Annotated in this window: 16 protein-coding genes; 9 read left to right on the forward strand and 7 right to left on the reverse strand. The window is 75.0% G+C overall.

Annotated elements, in window-relative coordinates:
- Positions 1-47: 47 nt before the first annotated feature.
- The gene (locus ACRYM0_RS06870; RefSeq protein WP_432503382.1) at positions 48-998 is read right to left on the reverse strand and encodes a hypothetical protein; all 951 of its coding nucleotides are present in this window, start codon (positions 996-998) and stop codon (positions 48-50) included.
- Between the two features lie 144 nt (positions 999-1,142).
- On the opposite strand from ACRYM0_RS06870, the gene ACRYM0_RS06875 reads away from it, so the two are divergent.
- Positions 1,143-1,673: a peptidylprolyl isomerase gene (locus ACRYM0_RS06875; RefSeq protein WP_432503384.1), complete on the forward strand. Its 531-nt coding sequence runs from the start codon at positions 1,143-1,145 to the stop codon at positions 1,671-1,673.
- An 81-nt stretch (positions 1,674-1,754) separates the two neighbouring features.
- Positions 1,755-2,618: a rhomboid family intramembrane serine protease gene (locus ACRYM0_RS06880; protein ID WP_432503385.1), complete on the forward strand. Its 864-nt coding sequence runs from the start codon at positions 1,755-1,757 to the stop codon at positions 2,616-2,618.
- 268 nt (positions 2,619-2,886) lie between these two features.
- Here the strand turns inward: ACRYM0_RS06880 and ACRYM0_RS06885 are convergent, their stop codons facing one another.
- Complete coding sequence (locus ACRYM0_RS06885) at positions 2,887-3,222, reverse strand: cell division protein CrgA (RefSeq protein ID WP_432503386.1); 336 nt, start codon at positions 3,220-3,222, stop codon at positions 2,887-2,889.
- A 127-nt stretch (positions 3,223-3,349) separates the two neighbouring features.
- Here ACRYM0_RS06885 and ACRYM0_RS06890 point away from each other — a divergent pair, with 127 nt between their 5' ends.
- From ACRYM0_RS06890 to ACRYM0_RS06910, 5 genes are all read left to right on the forward strand, one after another.
- Entirely contained in the window at positions 3,350-4,090 is a 741-nt protein-coding gene (locus ACRYM0_RS06890; RefSeq protein WP_432503387.1) for a DUF881 domain-containing protein, read from the forward strand.
- On the forward strand, positions 4,087-4,794 hold the full coding sequence (locus ACRYM0_RS06895) for a class E sortase (RefSeq protein WP_432503388.1): 708 nt from the start codon (positions 4,087-4,089) through the stop codon (positions 4,792-4,794). The genes ACRYM0_RS06890 and ACRYM0_RS06895 overlap by 4 nt, the downstream gene beginning before the upstream one ends.
- 15 nt (positions 4,795-4,809) lie before the next feature.
- On the forward strand, positions 4,810-4,968 hold the full coding sequence (locus ACRYM0_RS06900; RefSeq protein ID WP_432503391.1) for a hypothetical protein: 159 nt from the start codon (positions 4,810-4,812) through the stop codon (positions 4,966-4,968).
- A 102-nt stretch (positions 4,969-5,070) separates the two neighbouring features.
- Entirely contained in the window at positions 5,071-6,600 is a 1,530-nt protein-coding gene (locus ACRYM0_RS06905) for an LCP family protein (RefSeq protein ID WP_432503392.1), read from the forward strand.
- A gap of 141 nt (positions 6,601-6,741) precedes the next feature.
- Positions 6,742-8,325, forward strand: coding sequence for a methyl-accepting chemotaxis protein (locus tag ACRYM0_RS06910; protein ID WP_432503393.1), 1,584 nt, complete (start codon positions 6,742-6,744; stop codon positions 8,323-8,325).
- Here ACRYM0_RS06910 and ACRYM0_RS06915 read toward each other — a convergent pair.
- The 5 genes from ACRYM0_RS06915 to ACRYM0_RS06935 form a co-directional block, all read right to left on the reverse strand.
- The gene (locus ACRYM0_RS06915) at positions 8,306-8,815 is read right to left on the reverse strand and encodes a DUF2306 domain-containing protein (RefSeq protein ID WP_432503396.1); all 510 of its coding nucleotides are present in this window, start codon (positions 8,813-8,815) and stop codon (positions 8,306-8,308) included. The genes ACRYM0_RS06910 and ACRYM0_RS06915 overlap by 20 nt on opposite strands.
- A gap of 15 nt (positions 8,816-8,830) precedes the next feature.
- Positions 8,831-9,310 carry a MarR family winged helix-turn-helix transcriptional regulator gene (locus tag ACRYM0_RS06920; RefSeq protein ID WP_432503398.1) on the reverse strand — a complete coding sequence of 160 codons (480 nt, stop codon included), beginning with the start codon at positions 9,308-9,310 and terminating at the stop codon, positions 8,831-8,833.
- 58 nt (positions 9,311-9,368) lie between these two features.
- Positions 9,369-10,643, reverse strand: coding sequence for a multidrug effflux MFS transporter (locus tag ACRYM0_RS06925; protein WP_432503400.1), 1,275 nt, complete (start codon positions 10,641-10,643; stop codon positions 9,369-9,371).
- A 262-nt stretch (positions 10,644-10,905) separates the two neighbouring features.
- Positions 10,906-11,712 (reverse strand): ABC transporter permease, encoded by an 807-nt coding sequence (locus ACRYM0_RS06930; RefSeq protein WP_432503402.1) that lies wholly within the window; start codon positions 11,710-11,712, stop codon positions 10,906-10,908.
- The gene (locus ACRYM0_RS06935; RefSeq protein ID WP_432503404.1) at positions 11,709-13,703 is read right to left on the reverse strand and encodes an ABC transporter substrate-binding protein; all 1,995 of its coding nucleotides are present in this window, start codon (positions 13,701-13,703) and stop codon (positions 11,709-11,711) included. The genes ACRYM0_RS06930 and ACRYM0_RS06935 overlap by 4 nt, the downstream gene beginning before the upstream one ends.
- A 76-nt stretch (positions 13,704-13,779) precedes the next feature.
- Between ACRYM0_RS06935 and ACRYM0_RS06940 the strand changes: the two genes are divergently transcribed.
- Positions 13,780-14,859, forward strand: coding sequence for an acyl-CoA dehydrogenase family protein (locus tag ACRYM0_RS06940; RefSeq protein WP_432503407.1), 1,080 nt, complete (start codon positions 13,780-13,782; stop codon positions 14,857-14,859).
- Between the two features lie 375 nt (positions 14,860-15,234).
- Entirely contained in the window at positions 15,235-15,480 is a 246-nt protein-coding gene (locus ACRYM0_RS06945; protein WP_432503409.1) for a hypothetical protein, read from the forward strand.
- The last annotated feature ends 24 nt before the right edge of the window (positions 15,481-15,504 follow it).

The following is a 15,504-nucleotide window of genomic DNA, read 5'->3' on the forward strand; positions in this document are numbered from 1 at the left end:
GAAGGCCCCCACCCGACGGGTGGGGGCCTTCGTGCTGCCGGGGACGCTCAGGCGAGCTTCTCGCCGCCCTCGGTGTCGTCGGCGTCGGGAACACCCTCGACGGGCGCGGTGGCCTCCTCGAAGTTCTTCACCGCGTTCGACGGCGGCTCGTCGGGCAGGTCGGCCACCGGCGCCCCGGTGCCCGCCCCGGCGGGCGCGTCCGGGACGGGCGCCGGGGTGGCCGTGGGCTTGTTGGTGGGTGCCGCGGGCGTCCAGGCGGCGCCCGGGGCGGCCCACGGGTCCTCCTGCTTGCGGCTGCGCACGGCGCTGAACGCCGCGGCGCCCGCGCCGAGCAGGCCCAGCACCAGCAGCAGCTTGCGGCCCCCGCGGGACTTCTTGGCCTTCTTCACCGTGGCCTCGCCCTTGAGCACCGCCAGCGCGCCGGCGCTGCGCTCGCGGGCCACCTTCGTGCCGTCGGCGGCGCCCTTGGCGGCCGCGGTCCCCTTGGCCGCCGCGGCGGTGGCCGCGGTGGCGGCGGTGGCCTTGGCGCTCTTGGCGGCCGCGGCGGTGGCGGTCCCGGCCGCGGTCGTGGCCGCCGTGACCGCGGGGGCGGCGGCCGTCAGCGCGGCGTCGGCCGCCGTGCGGGCGGTGTCGGCGGCCTCCTGCACGGCGTCGACGACGCGGGGCAGCAGCTCGTCGAGCTTCTCGCGGGCGGTCTCCACGGCGGGGCCCACCCGCTGCGTCGCCGTCTCCACGTGGGGGGTGGCCCAGGTGCGGGCGGTCTCCACGTGCGGGGTGGCCCAGGTGCGGGCGGTCTCCACGTGGGGGGTGGCCCACGTGCGGGCGACCTCCACGTGGGGGGTGGCCCACGTGCGGGCCGTCTCGACGTGCGGGGTGGCCCACGTCCTGGCGCTCTCCACGGCGGGGGCGACCTTCTCGGTCAGGGCCTTCTCCGCGAGGGCCGTGCCCTGCTCGCGGACCTGCACCAGCTTGCCGGCCCGGTTCTTGGTCAGGGACATCCGTTCCTCCTCCGTCTGCGTTCGTCTCGCCGGTGGCAACGCCCCGGGGCGCGGGTGCGTGCCCGGCCGGCGATCAGCACCCCCATCCCACCGCAGCGGAGGCGTCGGCGCCAGCGTGCGGTGGCCCGGGGACCCCGTGCGACGATGAGCCGCATGCGCGCGACCATGCACACCAACCACGGCGACATCCGCATCGAGCTGTTCGAGAACCACGCCCCGAAGACGGTGGCGAACTTCGTCGGGCTCGCCGAGGGCACCAAGGAGTGGAAGGACCCCTCCACCGGCGAGACGAAGACCGAGCCGTTCTACGACGGGCTGACCTTCCACCGCATCATCGACGGCTTCATGATCCAGGGCGGCGACCCGCGCGGCGACGGCCGCGGCGGCCCGGGCTACCAGTTCGACGACGAGATCCACCCGGACCTGCGCTTCGACAAGAAGTACCTGCTGGCCATGGCCAACGCCGGCAAGGTCGCCGGGCACGGCACCAACGGCTCGCAGTTCTTCATCACCGTGGCCACCACGCCGCACCTGAACGGCCGCCACACCATCTTCGGCGAGGTCGCCGACGACGAGAGCCGCCGCGTCGTGGACGCCATCGCCAACGTGCCCACCGGGCCGGCCGACGCCCCCCGCGAGGCGGTCGTCATCACCGGCGTCGACGTCGAGCGCTGACCCCCCGGGCCCGGACCCGGTGGTGTTCCGCCGAGCGCGGAACGCGCGAACGGTGACGGCTCGCGGAGCGTTGGACGCACCGTGAGCGACGCCGCGAACGAGACGTCCACCGAGGTCCCCGTCTGCCCCCGGCACCCCGACCGCGAGTCGTGGGTGCGCTGCCAGCGCTGCGGCCGGCCCGCCTGCCCGCAGTGCCAGCGCCCCGCCGCGGTCGGGGTGCAGTGCGTGGACTGCGTCGCGGAGGGCAACCGCTCGGTGCGGCAGCCGCGCACGACCTTCGGCGGTGCGGTCCGCGGCCGCGACACCCTCGTGACGAAGGCCGTGGTGGTCGTGTGCGTGGCGATGTTCGCCGCGCGCTACGTCCTGCCCGCGGACGTCTACTACTACCTGCCGCTGGTCAACGACGCCGGCTACGCCAACAGCTTCGGCGCCGGCACCTGGTGGCAGCCGCTGACGTCGGCGTTCCTGCACGCCTCGCTGCTGCACCTGCTGTTCAACACGTACGCGCTGTGGTTGACGGGGACCTACCTGGAGCCGCTGCTGGGGCGGGCCCGCTTCGCGGCCCTGTACGTCCTCTCGGCGCTGGGCGGCGCGGTGGGGGCGCTGCTGCTGCCGCTGACGGCGAACACCAGCCTGGTGGGCGCCTCCGGCGCCGTCTTCGGGTTGTTCGGGGCGCTGGTCGTCGTCAACCGGGACCTGGGCCGGCAGACGGGCCAGGTGGTGGCCCTGGTGGCGATCAACTTCGTGCTGGGCCTGGTGATCAGCGGCGTGTCCTGGCAGGCGCACCTCGGCGGCCTGGTGACGGGCCTGGTCGTCGCGACCCTGCTGGTGCGCACCCGTCGCCGCGGGGCGGGCGTGCAGTGGGCGGCGGTGGCGGCGGTGGCGGCGGTGGGTGCCGTGGTGCTGTGCCTGCTGGCCTACGCGGGCGCTCGCACGGTGCTCTGAGGCCCCGGGAGCGCGTCCCGTCGTCCACAGGCTCGTCCCTGAGGTGTGGGAACGAACGGCCACCGTCCACGTGCTGTGGGTTCCGCTGTGGATGGAACAGGCTCTTTCCCACAGTCGTCCACAGGCTGTGGACGAAGCGGTGGACAAAGTCTGTGGACATCGGGGTCGTCATCCCCCGTTCATCCCCCGGTCGGTCCACACCTCCGACCGGGGTTGTCCACAGCCGCCCCGGTGGGCCGGTGCCCGCAGCCGCGTCAGCGCGTGGTCGTCAGCGCCAGCGCGTGGTCATGGCGAAGCCCACGAGCACGAGGCCGAAGCCGGCGACGAGGTTCCAGTTGCCCCAGCCGGGCACCGGGTACTGCGCGCTGGAGAGGTAGAAGACGACGATCCACAGCAGGCCGAGGACCATCAGCGCGATCATGAGCACGATCCACCAGCGCGGCGTGAGCCGGTTGCGCGCCTTGATGGCGCGGTCGGTGTCGTCGCCCGCGTCCGCGCCGCGGCGGCGACGCCGGCGCTTGGGCGCCTCGACGTCCCCCGTGGCCCCGGCAGCCTCCACCGCCGTCTCCTCGTCGTGCTTCCGCTCGTGGCGCGACTTGGACACGTCAACCTCCGGGTCGGGACGGGTGGTGCGCGACCGCACGGGTCGCACGGTTAGCGTAGTGCGATCAGGCCTCGCTGACCGTCGCGCCGTGAGCGCGCCGGGTGAGCGGAACGGGGGAGGGGGCGGCGTGCGCGCACGACGGCTGCGCTCGGTGGGTGCACGCGTCGCCGTCGCCGGGGTGTTCGCGCTGGCCGGCCTGCTGTTCACGACCAGCGCCCTGACCTCCCGCGGCACCGACCTGCGCTCGGACACCGCCGACCTGGGCGCGCTCGTCGCCGAGCGCTCCCGGCTCAACGACCAGCGCGCCGCCCGGGTGGGCGAGCTGCGGGCCGAGGTGGACGCCCTCAGCGGTGCCGTGGCCGCGGCGGGGGGCTCCGCCGGCAGCGACCCGCTGAGCGACCCCGCCCTGGGGATCGCCTCCGGTGCGCTGCCGGTCACCGGCCCCGGTCTGACGGTCACGCTCGACGATGCCCCCGACCACGTGCGCCCGGCCACCGCGAGCCCGGACGACCTCGTCGTGCACCAGCAGGACGTCGAGGCCGTCGTCAACGCCCTGTGGGCCGGGGGCGCCGAGGCGATGACGATCGTGGACCAGCGCGTGGTGTCCACGTCCGCCGTGCGGTGCGTGGGCAACGTGCTCGTCCTGCAGGGGCGCACCTACTCGCCGCCCTACGCGATCTCCGCGATCGGCGACCCCGCCGCGCTGCGCGCCGCCCTGGCCGCCAGCCCGCAGGTCGACGTGTACCTGCAGTACGTGGACGCCTACGGGCTGGGCTGGTCCGTGCAGGCGCACGAGGACCCCGACGCCCTGGTGCTGCCCGCCTTCGACGGTCCCACCGACTTCACCGCCGCCCGGGTCGACGCGTGATCCGCCGGGCCGTCGGCGTCCTCGGTGAGCTGCTGGTGACCGCGGGCGTGCTGACCCTGCTGTTCGTGGTGTGGCAGCTGCACTGGACCGACCTGACCAGCGAGCGCGCCCAGGCCGCCGCCGTCGACGCCCTGCAGGAGCGCTGGGACGCCACCCCGGCCCCCACCGCGAGCGCGGCGGCCCCGAGCGCGTCGGCGGCGCCCGCCGTCCCGGACGTCGACCAGAGCCCGCCCACCGGCGACGCCTTCGCGATCGTGTACGTGCCCCGCTTCGGCAGCGACTACGCCGTGCCCGTCGTGGAGGGCATCGGCGCCGAGGAGCTGGAGGACGGCATCGGGCACTACCCCGGCACCGCGGTGCCCGGCGCGGTGGGCAACTTCGCGATCGCCGGGCACCGCGTCACCTACGGCAAGCCCTTCAACCGCGTCGCCGAGCTGCAGGAGGGCGACGCGGTCGTCGTCGCGACCGCCGAGCGCTGGTACACGTACCGGGTGCGGCGCCACCGGATCGTCAGCCCGACGGCGGTGGAGATCACCGCGCCGGTGCCGGACCGGCCGGGCGAGCAGCCCACCGAGGCGTGGCTGACCATGACGGCGTGCCACCCGATGTACTCCGCGCGCCAGCGGTACATCGTGTACGCGCAGCTGGAGTCGTCGCAGGACCGCGCCGCCGGGCCGCCGGCGTCGCTGGCCGCGGTCGGCTGAGGGGAGGGGGACGTCGTGTACGGGTGGTGGTGGCGCACCCTGCCGGGCCCGTGGTGGGTGCGGCTGGTCCTGAGCCTGCTCGCCGCGGCGGGCGTGGTGCTGCTCTGCTTCACCGTCGTCTTCCCCGCCGTCGCCGAGCACCTCGCCGTCAACGACGCGACCGTCGGCGGCTGAGCGCCCCCGCGGGGCACGCGCCTGTGAAGACGTGGCGCACGCACCGCGTGAGCCACGCGTTCGGGACCGCGACGGTCCGGTGCTCCCCGTACCGTTGTGCACGTGCCCACGACCACCGGCCCCACCCCGCCGCGCGCCGACGTGCCCGGTGCGGGGCTGCGCGCGCGGGGCCGGCACGCCAGCCACGCGCACCGCACCGCGTGGCGGGTGCTGCGCGTGGCCGCGGTGGCCCTCGTCGCCGTGGCGCTGGCCGCGGGCGCGGCCGGCGTGTACGCCTACCAGCGGCTGACGGGCAACATCACCGCCCAGGACGTCAGCGGCCTGCTGGGGCAGCGCCCCGACGAGGGGGTCGTCGCGGACGAGACCTCCCCGCTGAACATCCTCGTGATGGGCAGCGACACCCGCGCCCTGGCCGACGGCACCGGTGCCGCCTACGGCGGTGAGGAGGCCGACCCGGGGGCCCGCTCGGACACCACGGTCCTCGTGCACCTGGCCGGCGACCGCGAGAGCGCCACCCTGGTGAGCATCCCCCGCGACTCCATGGTGGAGATCCCCGCCTGCACCGCTGCCGACGGCAGCACCATCGAGGCGCACCTCGACATCTTCAACTCGGCGTTCTCCGAGGGCGGGGCGGCCTGCACCATCAAGACGGTGGAGGCGCTCACCGGCGTCTACGTCCACCACTACGCGGTCGTGGACTTCAGCGGCTTCCGCTCGATGATCGACGCCCTGGGCGGGGTGACGATCTGCACACCGGAGGACATCGACAGCGAGCGGGCCAACCTGCACCTGGAGGCCGGCACCCACCAGGTCGACGGTGAGACGGCCCTGGCCTACGCGCGGGTGCGCTACGGCATCGGCGACGGCTCGGACCTGTCCCGCATCGAGCGCCAGCAGGCGCTGATGTCCTCCATCGTGCAGGAGATCACCAGTTCGCAGATGCTGCTGCGCCCGGACCGGCTGTACTCCTTCCTGGACGCGGCGACCGAGTCGGTGACCACCGACCCGGAGCTGGCCGAGGTCGGCCAGCTGGTGGACCTGGCGCAGAGCCTGCGGGGCCTGCCCGCCGGCGGCGTGCGCTTCGTGACCGTCCCCACCGAGCCCTACCCGCCGAACGAGGCGCGCGTGCAGTGGACGGCGGCCGCCGAGGAGCTGTGGCAGCGCATCCGCACGGACACCGCGGGGCAGGCCACCCCCGCCCCCGAGGCCACGACGGACCCGTCGGCGAGCTCGGAGCTGCTGGTGGCCCCGGGGGACGTGTCGGTGCAGGTGCTGAACACCGGTGCGCCCGCCGGCACCGCCGCGGCGGTCGCCGACGCGCTGGCCGGGGTGGGCTTCGGGATCGCCGGGGTCGGCGACGGCGAGGCGAGCGACCCCTCGGTGCCGGTGCTGGTGCGCCACGGGGCGGACCGCGCGGACAGCGCGCAGACCGTGGCGGCGGCGTTCGGCGGTGCGGTCACGCGGCTGGACGAGAGCCTGGGCGGCGCCGTCGTGGTGGAGGTGTCCTCCGCGGCCTACGCGGTCACCGACGTGCGGGCCCGCGTCACCGGGGCCGCTCCCGCGGCGAGCGCCCCGGCGTCCCCGGAGCCCACGATCACCGCACGCGTCGCCACCGACGACATCTGCGCCTGACCCGATCGGGTGGTCCCCGGTCCACGTCCCCTCACCGTGTGCCGATGCCCTTGGTGCGGTCGAGGTGGTTGAGCACGCAGCCACCCGGCACGGTCGTGCGCCACGAGGGCGTGGCGGCACGTTCGGACGGGGGTGGTGACCGTGGGTCGTCTGCGGGACGTGAAGGTCGGGGCGAAGCTGTTCGCCGGTTTCGGGGTGGTCAGCCTGCTGCTGCTCGTGGTCGGCGTGGTCGGCCTGGTGCAGCTGCGCAGCGCGCAGGAGCGCCTGGAGGCGATGTACGCCGAGGGCGTGGTCTCCGTGCACGCCCTGGACAGGACGCAGAACGAGTTCAACCTCGCGGCCAAGGACCTCTCGGACCTGGCCCTGCAGGTCGACGACGCCGGCCGCGCCAGGATCACCGAGCGGGCGGCGGAGCACGACGCCGCGCTGGACGAGGCGTGGAGCGAGTACCTGGGCACCGACCCCTCGCAGCCGCAGGAGCAGCTGCGCGCCTTCGAGGAGAACCTGGCCGACTGGCGCGCCGCCCGCGACGAGCTGGTCCCCCTGGCGACGGCCGGGGACCTGACCGCGCTCGCCGCCGCCCGCGCCGAGACGACCACGCCGATCAACGAGGAGCTCAACACCGCCCTGGAGGCGATGGAGGAGAGCGAGGAGGCCGCGTCCGCGGCCCGTTCCGAGCAGGGCCGGCAGGCGTACTCCTCGGCGCTGACCCTGATCACCGCCACGATCGCGCTGGCGCTGGCCGTGGCGGTCACCGTCGCCGTCGCGATCTCCCGCGGCATCTCCCGCCCGCTGGCGCGGGTGGTCGCGGTCGTGGAGGGCCTGGCCGAGGGGCGGCTGGACCAGCGCGTGGGCATCGACAGCCGCGACGAGGTCGGCGTGATGGCGCAGGCCCTGGACCGCTCCACCGAGCGGCTCGGTGAGGTGATGGGCCAGGTGGTGGCCAACGCCGGCACCCTGGCCTCCTCCTCCGAGGAGCTGAACGCGGTGGCCACGCAGCTGTCGTCCGGGGCGGAGGAGTCCGCGCAGCAGTCGCAGGTGGTCTCCGCGGCCACCGAGGAGATCAGCACGTCCATCTCCACCGTCGCCGCCGCCGGCGACGAGATGAGCGCGGCGATCCGGGAGATCGCGTCCTCGACCGCCGAGGCGTCCCAGGTCGCCTCCGCGGCGGTGGCCAACGCCGCCGACGCCTCCGCGATCCTGGAGCGGCTGTCGGCCTCCTCCCGGGAGATCGGTGACGTGGTCAAGCTGATCACCTCCATCGCGGAGCAGACGAACCTGCTGGCGCTGAACGCCACCATCGAGGCGGCGCGGGCCGGGGAGATGGGCAAGGGCTTCGCCGTCGTGGCCGGTGAGGTCAAGGAGCTGGCGCAGCAGACCGCGCGGGCCACGGAGGAGATCACCGGGCGGGTGGGCGCGACGCAGGCCGACGCGTCCGCCGCGGCCGGGGCGATCTCGGAGATCAGCGAAGTCATCGCCCGCATCGACGGGTTGCAGGCCACGATCGCGGCCGCGGTGGAGGAGCAGTCGGCCACCACCGCCGAGATGGTCCGCAACGTCTCGGAGGTGTCCACCGGCAGCCAGGAGATCGCCGCGAACATCTCCGGCATCGCGGCCACCGCCACGCAGACCACCGTCGGCGCCGGCCACACCGCCACCACCGCCGGCGAGGTCTCCCGCGCCGCCGCCGAGCTGCAGCAGCTGGTCAGCGCCTTCCGCTACTGACCGCCACCGCCCGCTCGCCGGGGCGGCGCCGGCCGCCCGCGCGGGCGAGCGCGATGAGCCCCGCGGTGGCGGCGGCGGTGGCGCCGGCCGCGGCCAGCGCCCCCAGCGGCTCGGTGACCACGAAGGTGGGGACGGCCCGGTCCGGCACCGCGACCGCGCCGAGGAAGGCACCGACGAGCCCGAACCAGCTGCCGCGCATGTTCGCCCGGTGCGCGCGCACGTCGTGGCGGCGGGCGGCGCGGATCCCCAGGACGAGGCTGACCAGCGTCACGACCGACAGCACGTGCAGCAGGCTGAGCCGGCCGTCGCGCAGGTCGCGGATCGCGAAGGAACTGGTGGCGACGAAGGTCATGCCCGTCACCCAGCACCAGCCGGCCGCGCGGTGGGCGCCGTCGCCCTTGGTGCGGCGCAGCAGCACGTGCGCGCCCAGCCCCAGGCAGATCAGGGCGCTGGCGGCGTGGGCGGCCAGCAGCGGGGTCCATCCGGTCACGGCCGTACCTCTTCTCTACGCGGTCTGTCTCGAGGGCGGTGCGGGGGAGTCCGCCCGCCCGTCGTGCGGGACGGCGTCGAGGGAGCCGTCCAGGGCGGCCAGCAGGCGCCGGGTGTGCGCGGCGTACTCGGCGTGGGGCACGCCGCTGCGGGTGACGAGGTCGGCGAAGCGACCCTCCAGCAGCCGCCGGCAGGCGTCGACGCGCTCGCGGCCCGCCGCCGTCAGCGCCAGGCGGCGGCGGTTGCCGCCACCCGCCTCGGCGGTGGCCTCGAGCAGCCCCGCCTCGGCGAGGACGGCGACCATGCGGCTGGTCGAGGGTTCGGTGATGCCCAGGCGTTCGGCCAGCACCCGCTGGGTCGGGGCGCCCTCGCCGACGAGCAGCAGTGCCAGGAAGCGGCGGTAGGGCAGGTCCAGCTCCGCGCGCAGGATGCGGTCGGCCGCACGGTCCAGCCGCGCGGTCAGCAAGTGCAGGTCGAAGGTGAGGGCGTCGGGCACCACCCGAGCCTTGCCCCTCTAAGTTAGAAAGGCAAGGCCTGGGGCGCCCTCAGCCCCTTCAGCGGCCGGCGGGGACGGCGGAGCCGTCCTCACCCACGAGCTGCCAGGGCCGCACGAGCAGCACCAGCACGGCGGTGCCGAGCGCCAGGGCGGCCAGGATCACGACGCCCATGGCGGGTGCGTCGTTGCCGAGCAGGCCCACCAGGGGCGAGACCAGCGCGCCGACGCCGAACTGGACGGCTCCCAGCAGCGCGGCCGCCGCGCCGGCGGCCTCACCGTGCCGCGACAGGGCCAGCGCCGGAGCGTTCGGCAGGGCCAGGCCGGTGCAGAACAGCACCGCCCACAGCGGTGCCACCACCCCGGCCAGGCCACCGGTGCCCGTGGTGGACAGCACCAGCAGCACCGCACCGGCGAGCAGGCCGACGACGGTGCCGGCCAGGAGCACCTGGGAGGGGGCGAAGCGGCGCAGGGCCAGCGGGTTGAGCTGGGTGGCCGCGATCAACCAGAAGGCACCGGCACCGAAGAGGAGCCCGAACTGCTGCTGGTCCAGGCCGAACTGGCCCTGGTACACGAACGAGGCGCCGGCCACGTAGCTGAACAGGGCGGCCATGGTCAGCCCGGCCACCAGGACCAGGCCGAGGTAGGTGCGGTCGCGCAGCAGGGCGCGGTAGGTGCGCACGGTGGCGCCCAGGCGCAGGGGACGGCGCCGATCCGGCGGCAGGGTCTCGCGCAGCGCTCGCGCACCGGCCGCCAGCAGGAGCAGCCCGTACAGGCCGAGCAGGACGAAGATCCCGCGCCAGGAGGTGAACCGCAGCACCTCGCCCCCGATGGTCGGGGCGAGCACGGGCGCGGCGCCCATCACCAGGAACAGCCGGGAGAGCATCGTGGCCGCCGCGCGACCGTCGAACAGGTCGCGCACGATCGCCAGGGCGATGACCGCGCCGGCCGCCGTGCCCACGCCCTGCAGCACGCGCAGCGCGCCGAGGACGGCGATGTTCGGCGCCAGCAGCACCAGCAGCGAGGCGAGCACGTGCAGGGCGGTGCCGGCCAGCAGCGGTCGCCGCCGGCCCAGGGCGTCGGAGAGCGGACCGATCACGAGCTGCCCCAGGGCCAGGCCGACCAGGGTGCCGGTCAAGGTCAGCTGCACCGCTGCCTCGGTCGTCTCGAGCTGCGTGACGATGGTGGGCAGGGCCGGCAGGTACATGTCGATGGTCAACGGCCCGACGGCGACGAAGGCCCCGAGCACCAGGGCGGTGCGCCCCGTGCTCGGGCGGGACGGCTGAGCGGGGCTGCTCGCGCCGGTGGGAGGGGGCAGGTCCGTGCGCGAAGTCATGGGGGGTCTTCCGTCGCGGGGCTGGGGCAGCCGGGCGCAGAGGAAGCCCGTGGCTCCCCGTCCACGCGGCGAGGACGACAACCGGCGCGGGACACCGATCCATTCCCGTCCCGCCACCGGCAACCCCTGACGTCGTCCCGTGCCGCACTGCCGACCGTTCTCGAGACGCGCAACAGCGGCTCACGGGGTGGTGAGCTCCGCGGGGGCGCGCTCGTGCAGCGGTGGGGGGACGGCGGTCCTGGCCCGGTCCCGCCCCGGGCGGTCAGGGGCCGTCGCCGGTGGGGGCTGGTGGCTGCAGCAGGCGGTCGAGGAGGAACCCGGTCGCGCCGATGAGCACGATGGTGGCCGCCAGTTGCGGGTAGTCGAGCTGGTCCCGGGCGTTGAGGACGGCGTACCCGAGCCCGGAGTCGACCCCGAGCATCTCCGCGGGCACCAGGACGACCCAGCCGATCCCCAGCGCCAGGCGCAGGGCGGCGAGCACGTGCGGGCGCAGGGCGGGCACCACCACCGTGCCGAGCGCTTCGATGCGGCTGGCGCCGAGCGAGCGGACGACCTGGAGGGCGGCCGGGTCCAGGCCGCGGACCGCGTGGGCCGTGGTGAGGGTCATCGGCCAGATCGCGGCGAGGGCGACGAGGGCGACGACGGGGGCGTCGCCGACGCCGAGCAGGACGATGGCCAGCGGGGCCCACGCGAGCGGTGAGGTCGTGCGGAGCACGGCGACGAGCGGGGCGGTGGCGTGCTCGAGCAGGCGGCGGGACCCCAGGAGCAGGCCCAGGGGGGTGCCGGCGACGGCGGCCAGCAGCAGACCGAGCAGCAGGCGGCGCAGGCTGGCTGCGGCGTTCACGGCGGTGGAGCGCTGGTGGAGCAGGTCCCACAGTGCCGTGGTGGTCGGTCCCGGGCCCATCCGGCCGAGCACGGCGTTGTCGCGGGCGAGGACGTCGCACACCAGCCACCACGCGATCACGGCGGCGAGCACGGCCGCGAGGCGTGCCAGCAGGGCGGACCTGCGCGGGGTGGCGGCCGGCGTCGCGCCGCTCCGTCGCTGGCCCCGAGCGTGCCGGGTGCTCACGGCAGCACGACCTCGGTGCGCTCGGGGCCGGACAGCCCGAAGGCGTCGAAGCCGCCGTTGGACCGGATCGCGTCCAGGACCAGGTCGTCGTGCACCAGCTGCCCGTGGACGCCGTCCGGGTCCAGGTCGTCGAGCCAGGAGGTCTCGCCCACCACGGCGGTCTCCTTCATCGCGCGCACGAGCTGTGCGGTGTAGGAGGGGTAGGGGTAGGGCTGGAAGCCGATGCGGCGTTGTCGCCACTGCGGGTGCTGGATCGCTCCGTCCCGGACGTAGGCGGCGTCCTGGTCGGTGGAGAGCGTCCGCTGCAGCGCGGGCAGCGGCTGAGGCAGGTAGCCGCCGCTGGAGAGGGTCTGGGCGGCGCGCAGCCCTTGATCGCGCAGTCGGCGCTGGGCGGCGACCAGCGCCTGGACGGCGGCGGCCGCCGCAGCGGGCCGCTCGTCCAGCAGCCGCTGGTGCACGACCGTCACGCAGCAGGCGTGGTCCTTCCAGACGTCGCCGGTGAAGCGCAGGACCTTGCCGATGCCCTGGACCTCCGCCGCAGCGTTGAACGGTTCAGCGACGATGAAGCCGGCCACCTGGCCGGCTGCCAGAGCGGGTGGCATGTCCGAGGGCGCCATCAGGACGAGCTTGACCGTCCCCGCGCCGGCGGAGGCCTCACCCTGCAAGACCGGGGTGAGGCCGGAGGCCCGCAGCAGCTGCTGCAGCACGATGTTGTGGATGGAGTGCCAGAACGGCACCGCCACCGTGGCACCGGCCAGCTGCGCGACCGAGTCGATGTCGGAACGCACCGTCAGGGCCGAGCCGTTGACGTGGTTCCACAGCAGCAACCGCACCGGGACGCCCGCGCCGTGGTGCAGCTGGACCGCCAGGGGCATGAGCATGTGCACGACGTCGACGGTGCCGCTCTGCAGGGCCTCGGCGAGGTCCGGCCAGGAGCGGAACAGCACCGGGCGCGGGACGTCCAGGCCGGTCGCGGAGAAGTCGCCGTCGGCGTGCGCGAGCAGCAGGGGGGCGGCGTCGGTGATGGGCAGGTAGCCCACCCGCACCGGCCCGCCACCGACCGCGGGCTGCTGCCCGCGCGCGGGCGCTGCGGCTGGTGGGCCCGTGACCGCGGCCGCGACGAAGGGTGCGGTCAGCAGCGCCGCGGAGCCGGCGACCCGCAGCACCCGCCGGCGACCCACCGGCCCGCCACCGGCTGCTCGTGGCGGCCCGTCCGGCGCCCGCTCGCCGTCGTCCGCGGCGAGGTCGCGGACGTCGCGATCAGCCGGGAACCGGGCGAGCAGCGCGCGGTGGGCGCTGCCGTCGGCGAGACCGGCGCGGGCGGACACGGAGCTCGGGACGACGTCGATCGGGCCCGGCCGGGTGCTCAGGAGCCCGACGCGGTCTCCGAGCAGGAGCGCCTCGTCGAGGTCGTGGGTCACGAGGACGGTCGCCGGGCCGCGCCGCCGGTGAAGGGCGAGCAGCCAGTCCTGCAGGTCGCGCCGGGTGACGGGGTCCAGCGCCCCGAACGGCTCGTCCAGGAGCAGCAGCTGCGGCTCGATGACGATCGCCCGGGCCAGCGCGACCCGCTGGGCCTGACCGCCGGACAGCTGCGAGGGGAACCGGCCGGCCAGGTCCGCGATGCCCAGCTCGTCGAGCAGCCGCGCGACCCGCTCACCGTGCGGGGGGCGGCGGGGCCAGCGGCCACCGTTGCGCCGGTAAGCCAGGCCGAGGGCGACGTTGCCCGCGACCGTGCGCCAGGGCAGCAGGTGCGGGTGCTGCGAGACCAGACCGGTCGTCCCACGTCCATCCGCAGGACGGCGGACCGTCCCGGCATCCGGCCGGCGCAGGCCGGCGAGGACCTGCAGCAGCGTCGACTTCCCCGCTCCCGACGGCCCGACGAGCGCGAGCAGCTCACCGGGGTGGACCTCGAGGTCGACGTGGTGCAGCACCTGCCGCTCGCCGAAGCGCACCCCGACGCCGGCCAGCGTGATGGGTGCTCGCTGATCCACGGGTCGCTGGTCCACGACGCCGATGCCTACCACGACGGCCCGGTGCGTCAGCGGTGCGCACCGGCAGGATGGGTCCGTGACGCCGACCTCTCCCACCGCCGCTGAGCTGATGCAGGTGCACGAGCACTTCACCGCGACGGCGGCCGCCGTGGACGCCGGCACGCAGGACGTGCGCGAGGGACTGCGGTGGCTCGGCGACCGGGGGCTGCTGCGGCCGGTGGGCGACCGCACCGCGCGCGTCGGCCGGGCCGTGCGCCTGCTGCGTGCGGTCGCGGCCGCCAGCCTCGCGGACGCCTTCGTCGCCTGGTCGCAGACGATGGTCGTGGAGTACCTCACCTGCTGCCCACCGGAGCCGGAACTGGTGGGCGTCCTGGCTGACCTGGGCGCGGGGGTGCTGCCGGGTGCCACCGCGTTGGCGCCCGCGATCGCCGACGCCGGCGGTGGGGCCCCCGTTCCCGTCCTCGCCGAGCAGGTAGCGGGCGGCTGGACCCTCACCGGGCCGATCCCGTGGGCTTCCAACCTGTTCCCCGACGCCGTCGTCGTCGTCCCCGCACGCGCTCGAGACGGTGGGCGCCTGGTCGCCGCGCTCCGGCTCGGTGCTCCCGGCGTCCACGTCGGGCCCGCGGTGCCGCTGTTGGCGTTGAACTCCACCGGCACGAGCAGCATCGAGCTCGACAGCACCCCGGTCACCGCCGGTGCCGTGCTCACCCGGGACCTGCTCGCCTTCCTCAGCCTGTGCCGGCCCACGATGCTGCTGACCCAGGCCGCGCTGGCGCTGGGCGTCGCCGATGGTGCGATCGCCTCCACCGCTGAGGCCTCGGCGGCAGCCGGGAGCGGGCCGGTCACCGTGGTGCTGGGTGAAGACCACCGCGCGCTGGAAGCGCACCGCGACGCTGTGGCCGACGAGCTGGCAGCGCTGGCCGCCGGCCTCGACGCCGCTGAGCCGACGGCCTTCGCCCTCGCACGCATCGACGCTCTGCACCTCGCAGCTCGCGCGGTCGAGCTGGAAGGGCTGGCTCACGGCGGGACGGGCTTCCAGGCGAGCAGTGCGAGCAGTCGCCGGCGACGCGAAGCCGCGTTCCTGCCGCTGCAGGCACCGACTCTCCTGCAGCTGCGCGCAGCCGCCGCGGCCGCGGCACAGCACCGCAACCAGTAGCCGGGAGGAGCGCTGACCCGGCACTGCGGGTGCTCCGTGGTCAACGACCTCCAAGGGGCGCCGTCGCAGCACCTGCCCTGCGCGACCTCGTCGCCGGCGAAGGAACCGTCACGAGCCGGCGCAGGCGCGCAGACCTCATCGACGCACACCGGCATGTCGTTCGGGCGGTGAGGCGCAGCCGTCTCCGCTTGCAGGAAACGCACAGCCTCGTTACCCCGGTCAGAAGGGACCAGTTCTGAGATGGCGACCGCGCCTACAACACGGCATGCGCGGATGTAGTGAGTCGCTCACCGAGGTCGGCAACGACACCGGCAACCGGGTGAACCACGCTGGTTGAACACGCAAGAACCCTCGGCGGTGCCACACGCTGGGCGCGTGAGCGAGCGGGAAGCCGTGGGTGCCTGGTGGCAGAGCCTTGACGAAGACGACCGCCAGCGACTGCTCGCCCTGTCTGCGCAGGCCTACCTGCCCTCCGACTTCGCCGTGCCCTTGCAGCTGGCGGGAGTGACGGTCATCGCCGTGGGCACCCGCAAGGTCGGTGAGCACTACGAGGGCCTGTACGAGCAGCCGCACGTGCTGCGGGACCTGCTCGATGAGCTGCTGCGCCAGCAGCGCGACTGATCGAGCAGGGCACGTCACAGCCCG

The organism is Kineococcus arenarius subsp. arenarius, from assembly GCF_050871845.1.
In the GTDB taxonomy this organism is placed as follows: domain Bacteria; phylum Actinomycetota; class Actinomycetes; order Actinomycetales; family Kineococcaceae; genus Kineococcus.

What these genes read in the sequence shown, in the direction of transcription:
- ACRYM0_RS06870 (WP_432503382.1), bottom strand. Translation starts at nt 998, where the DNA reads ATGTCCCTGACCAAGAACCGGGCCGGCAAGCTGGTGCAGGTCCGCGAG.
- ACRYM0_RS06875 (WP_432503384.1), top strand. Translation starts at nt 1,143, where the DNA reads ATGAGCCGCATGCGCGCGACCATGCACACCAACCACGGCGACATCCGC.
- ACRYM0_RS06925 (WP_432503400.1), bottom strand. Translation starts at nt 10,643, where the DNA reads ATGACTTCGCGCACGGACCTGCCCCCTCCCACCGGCGCGAGCAGCCCC.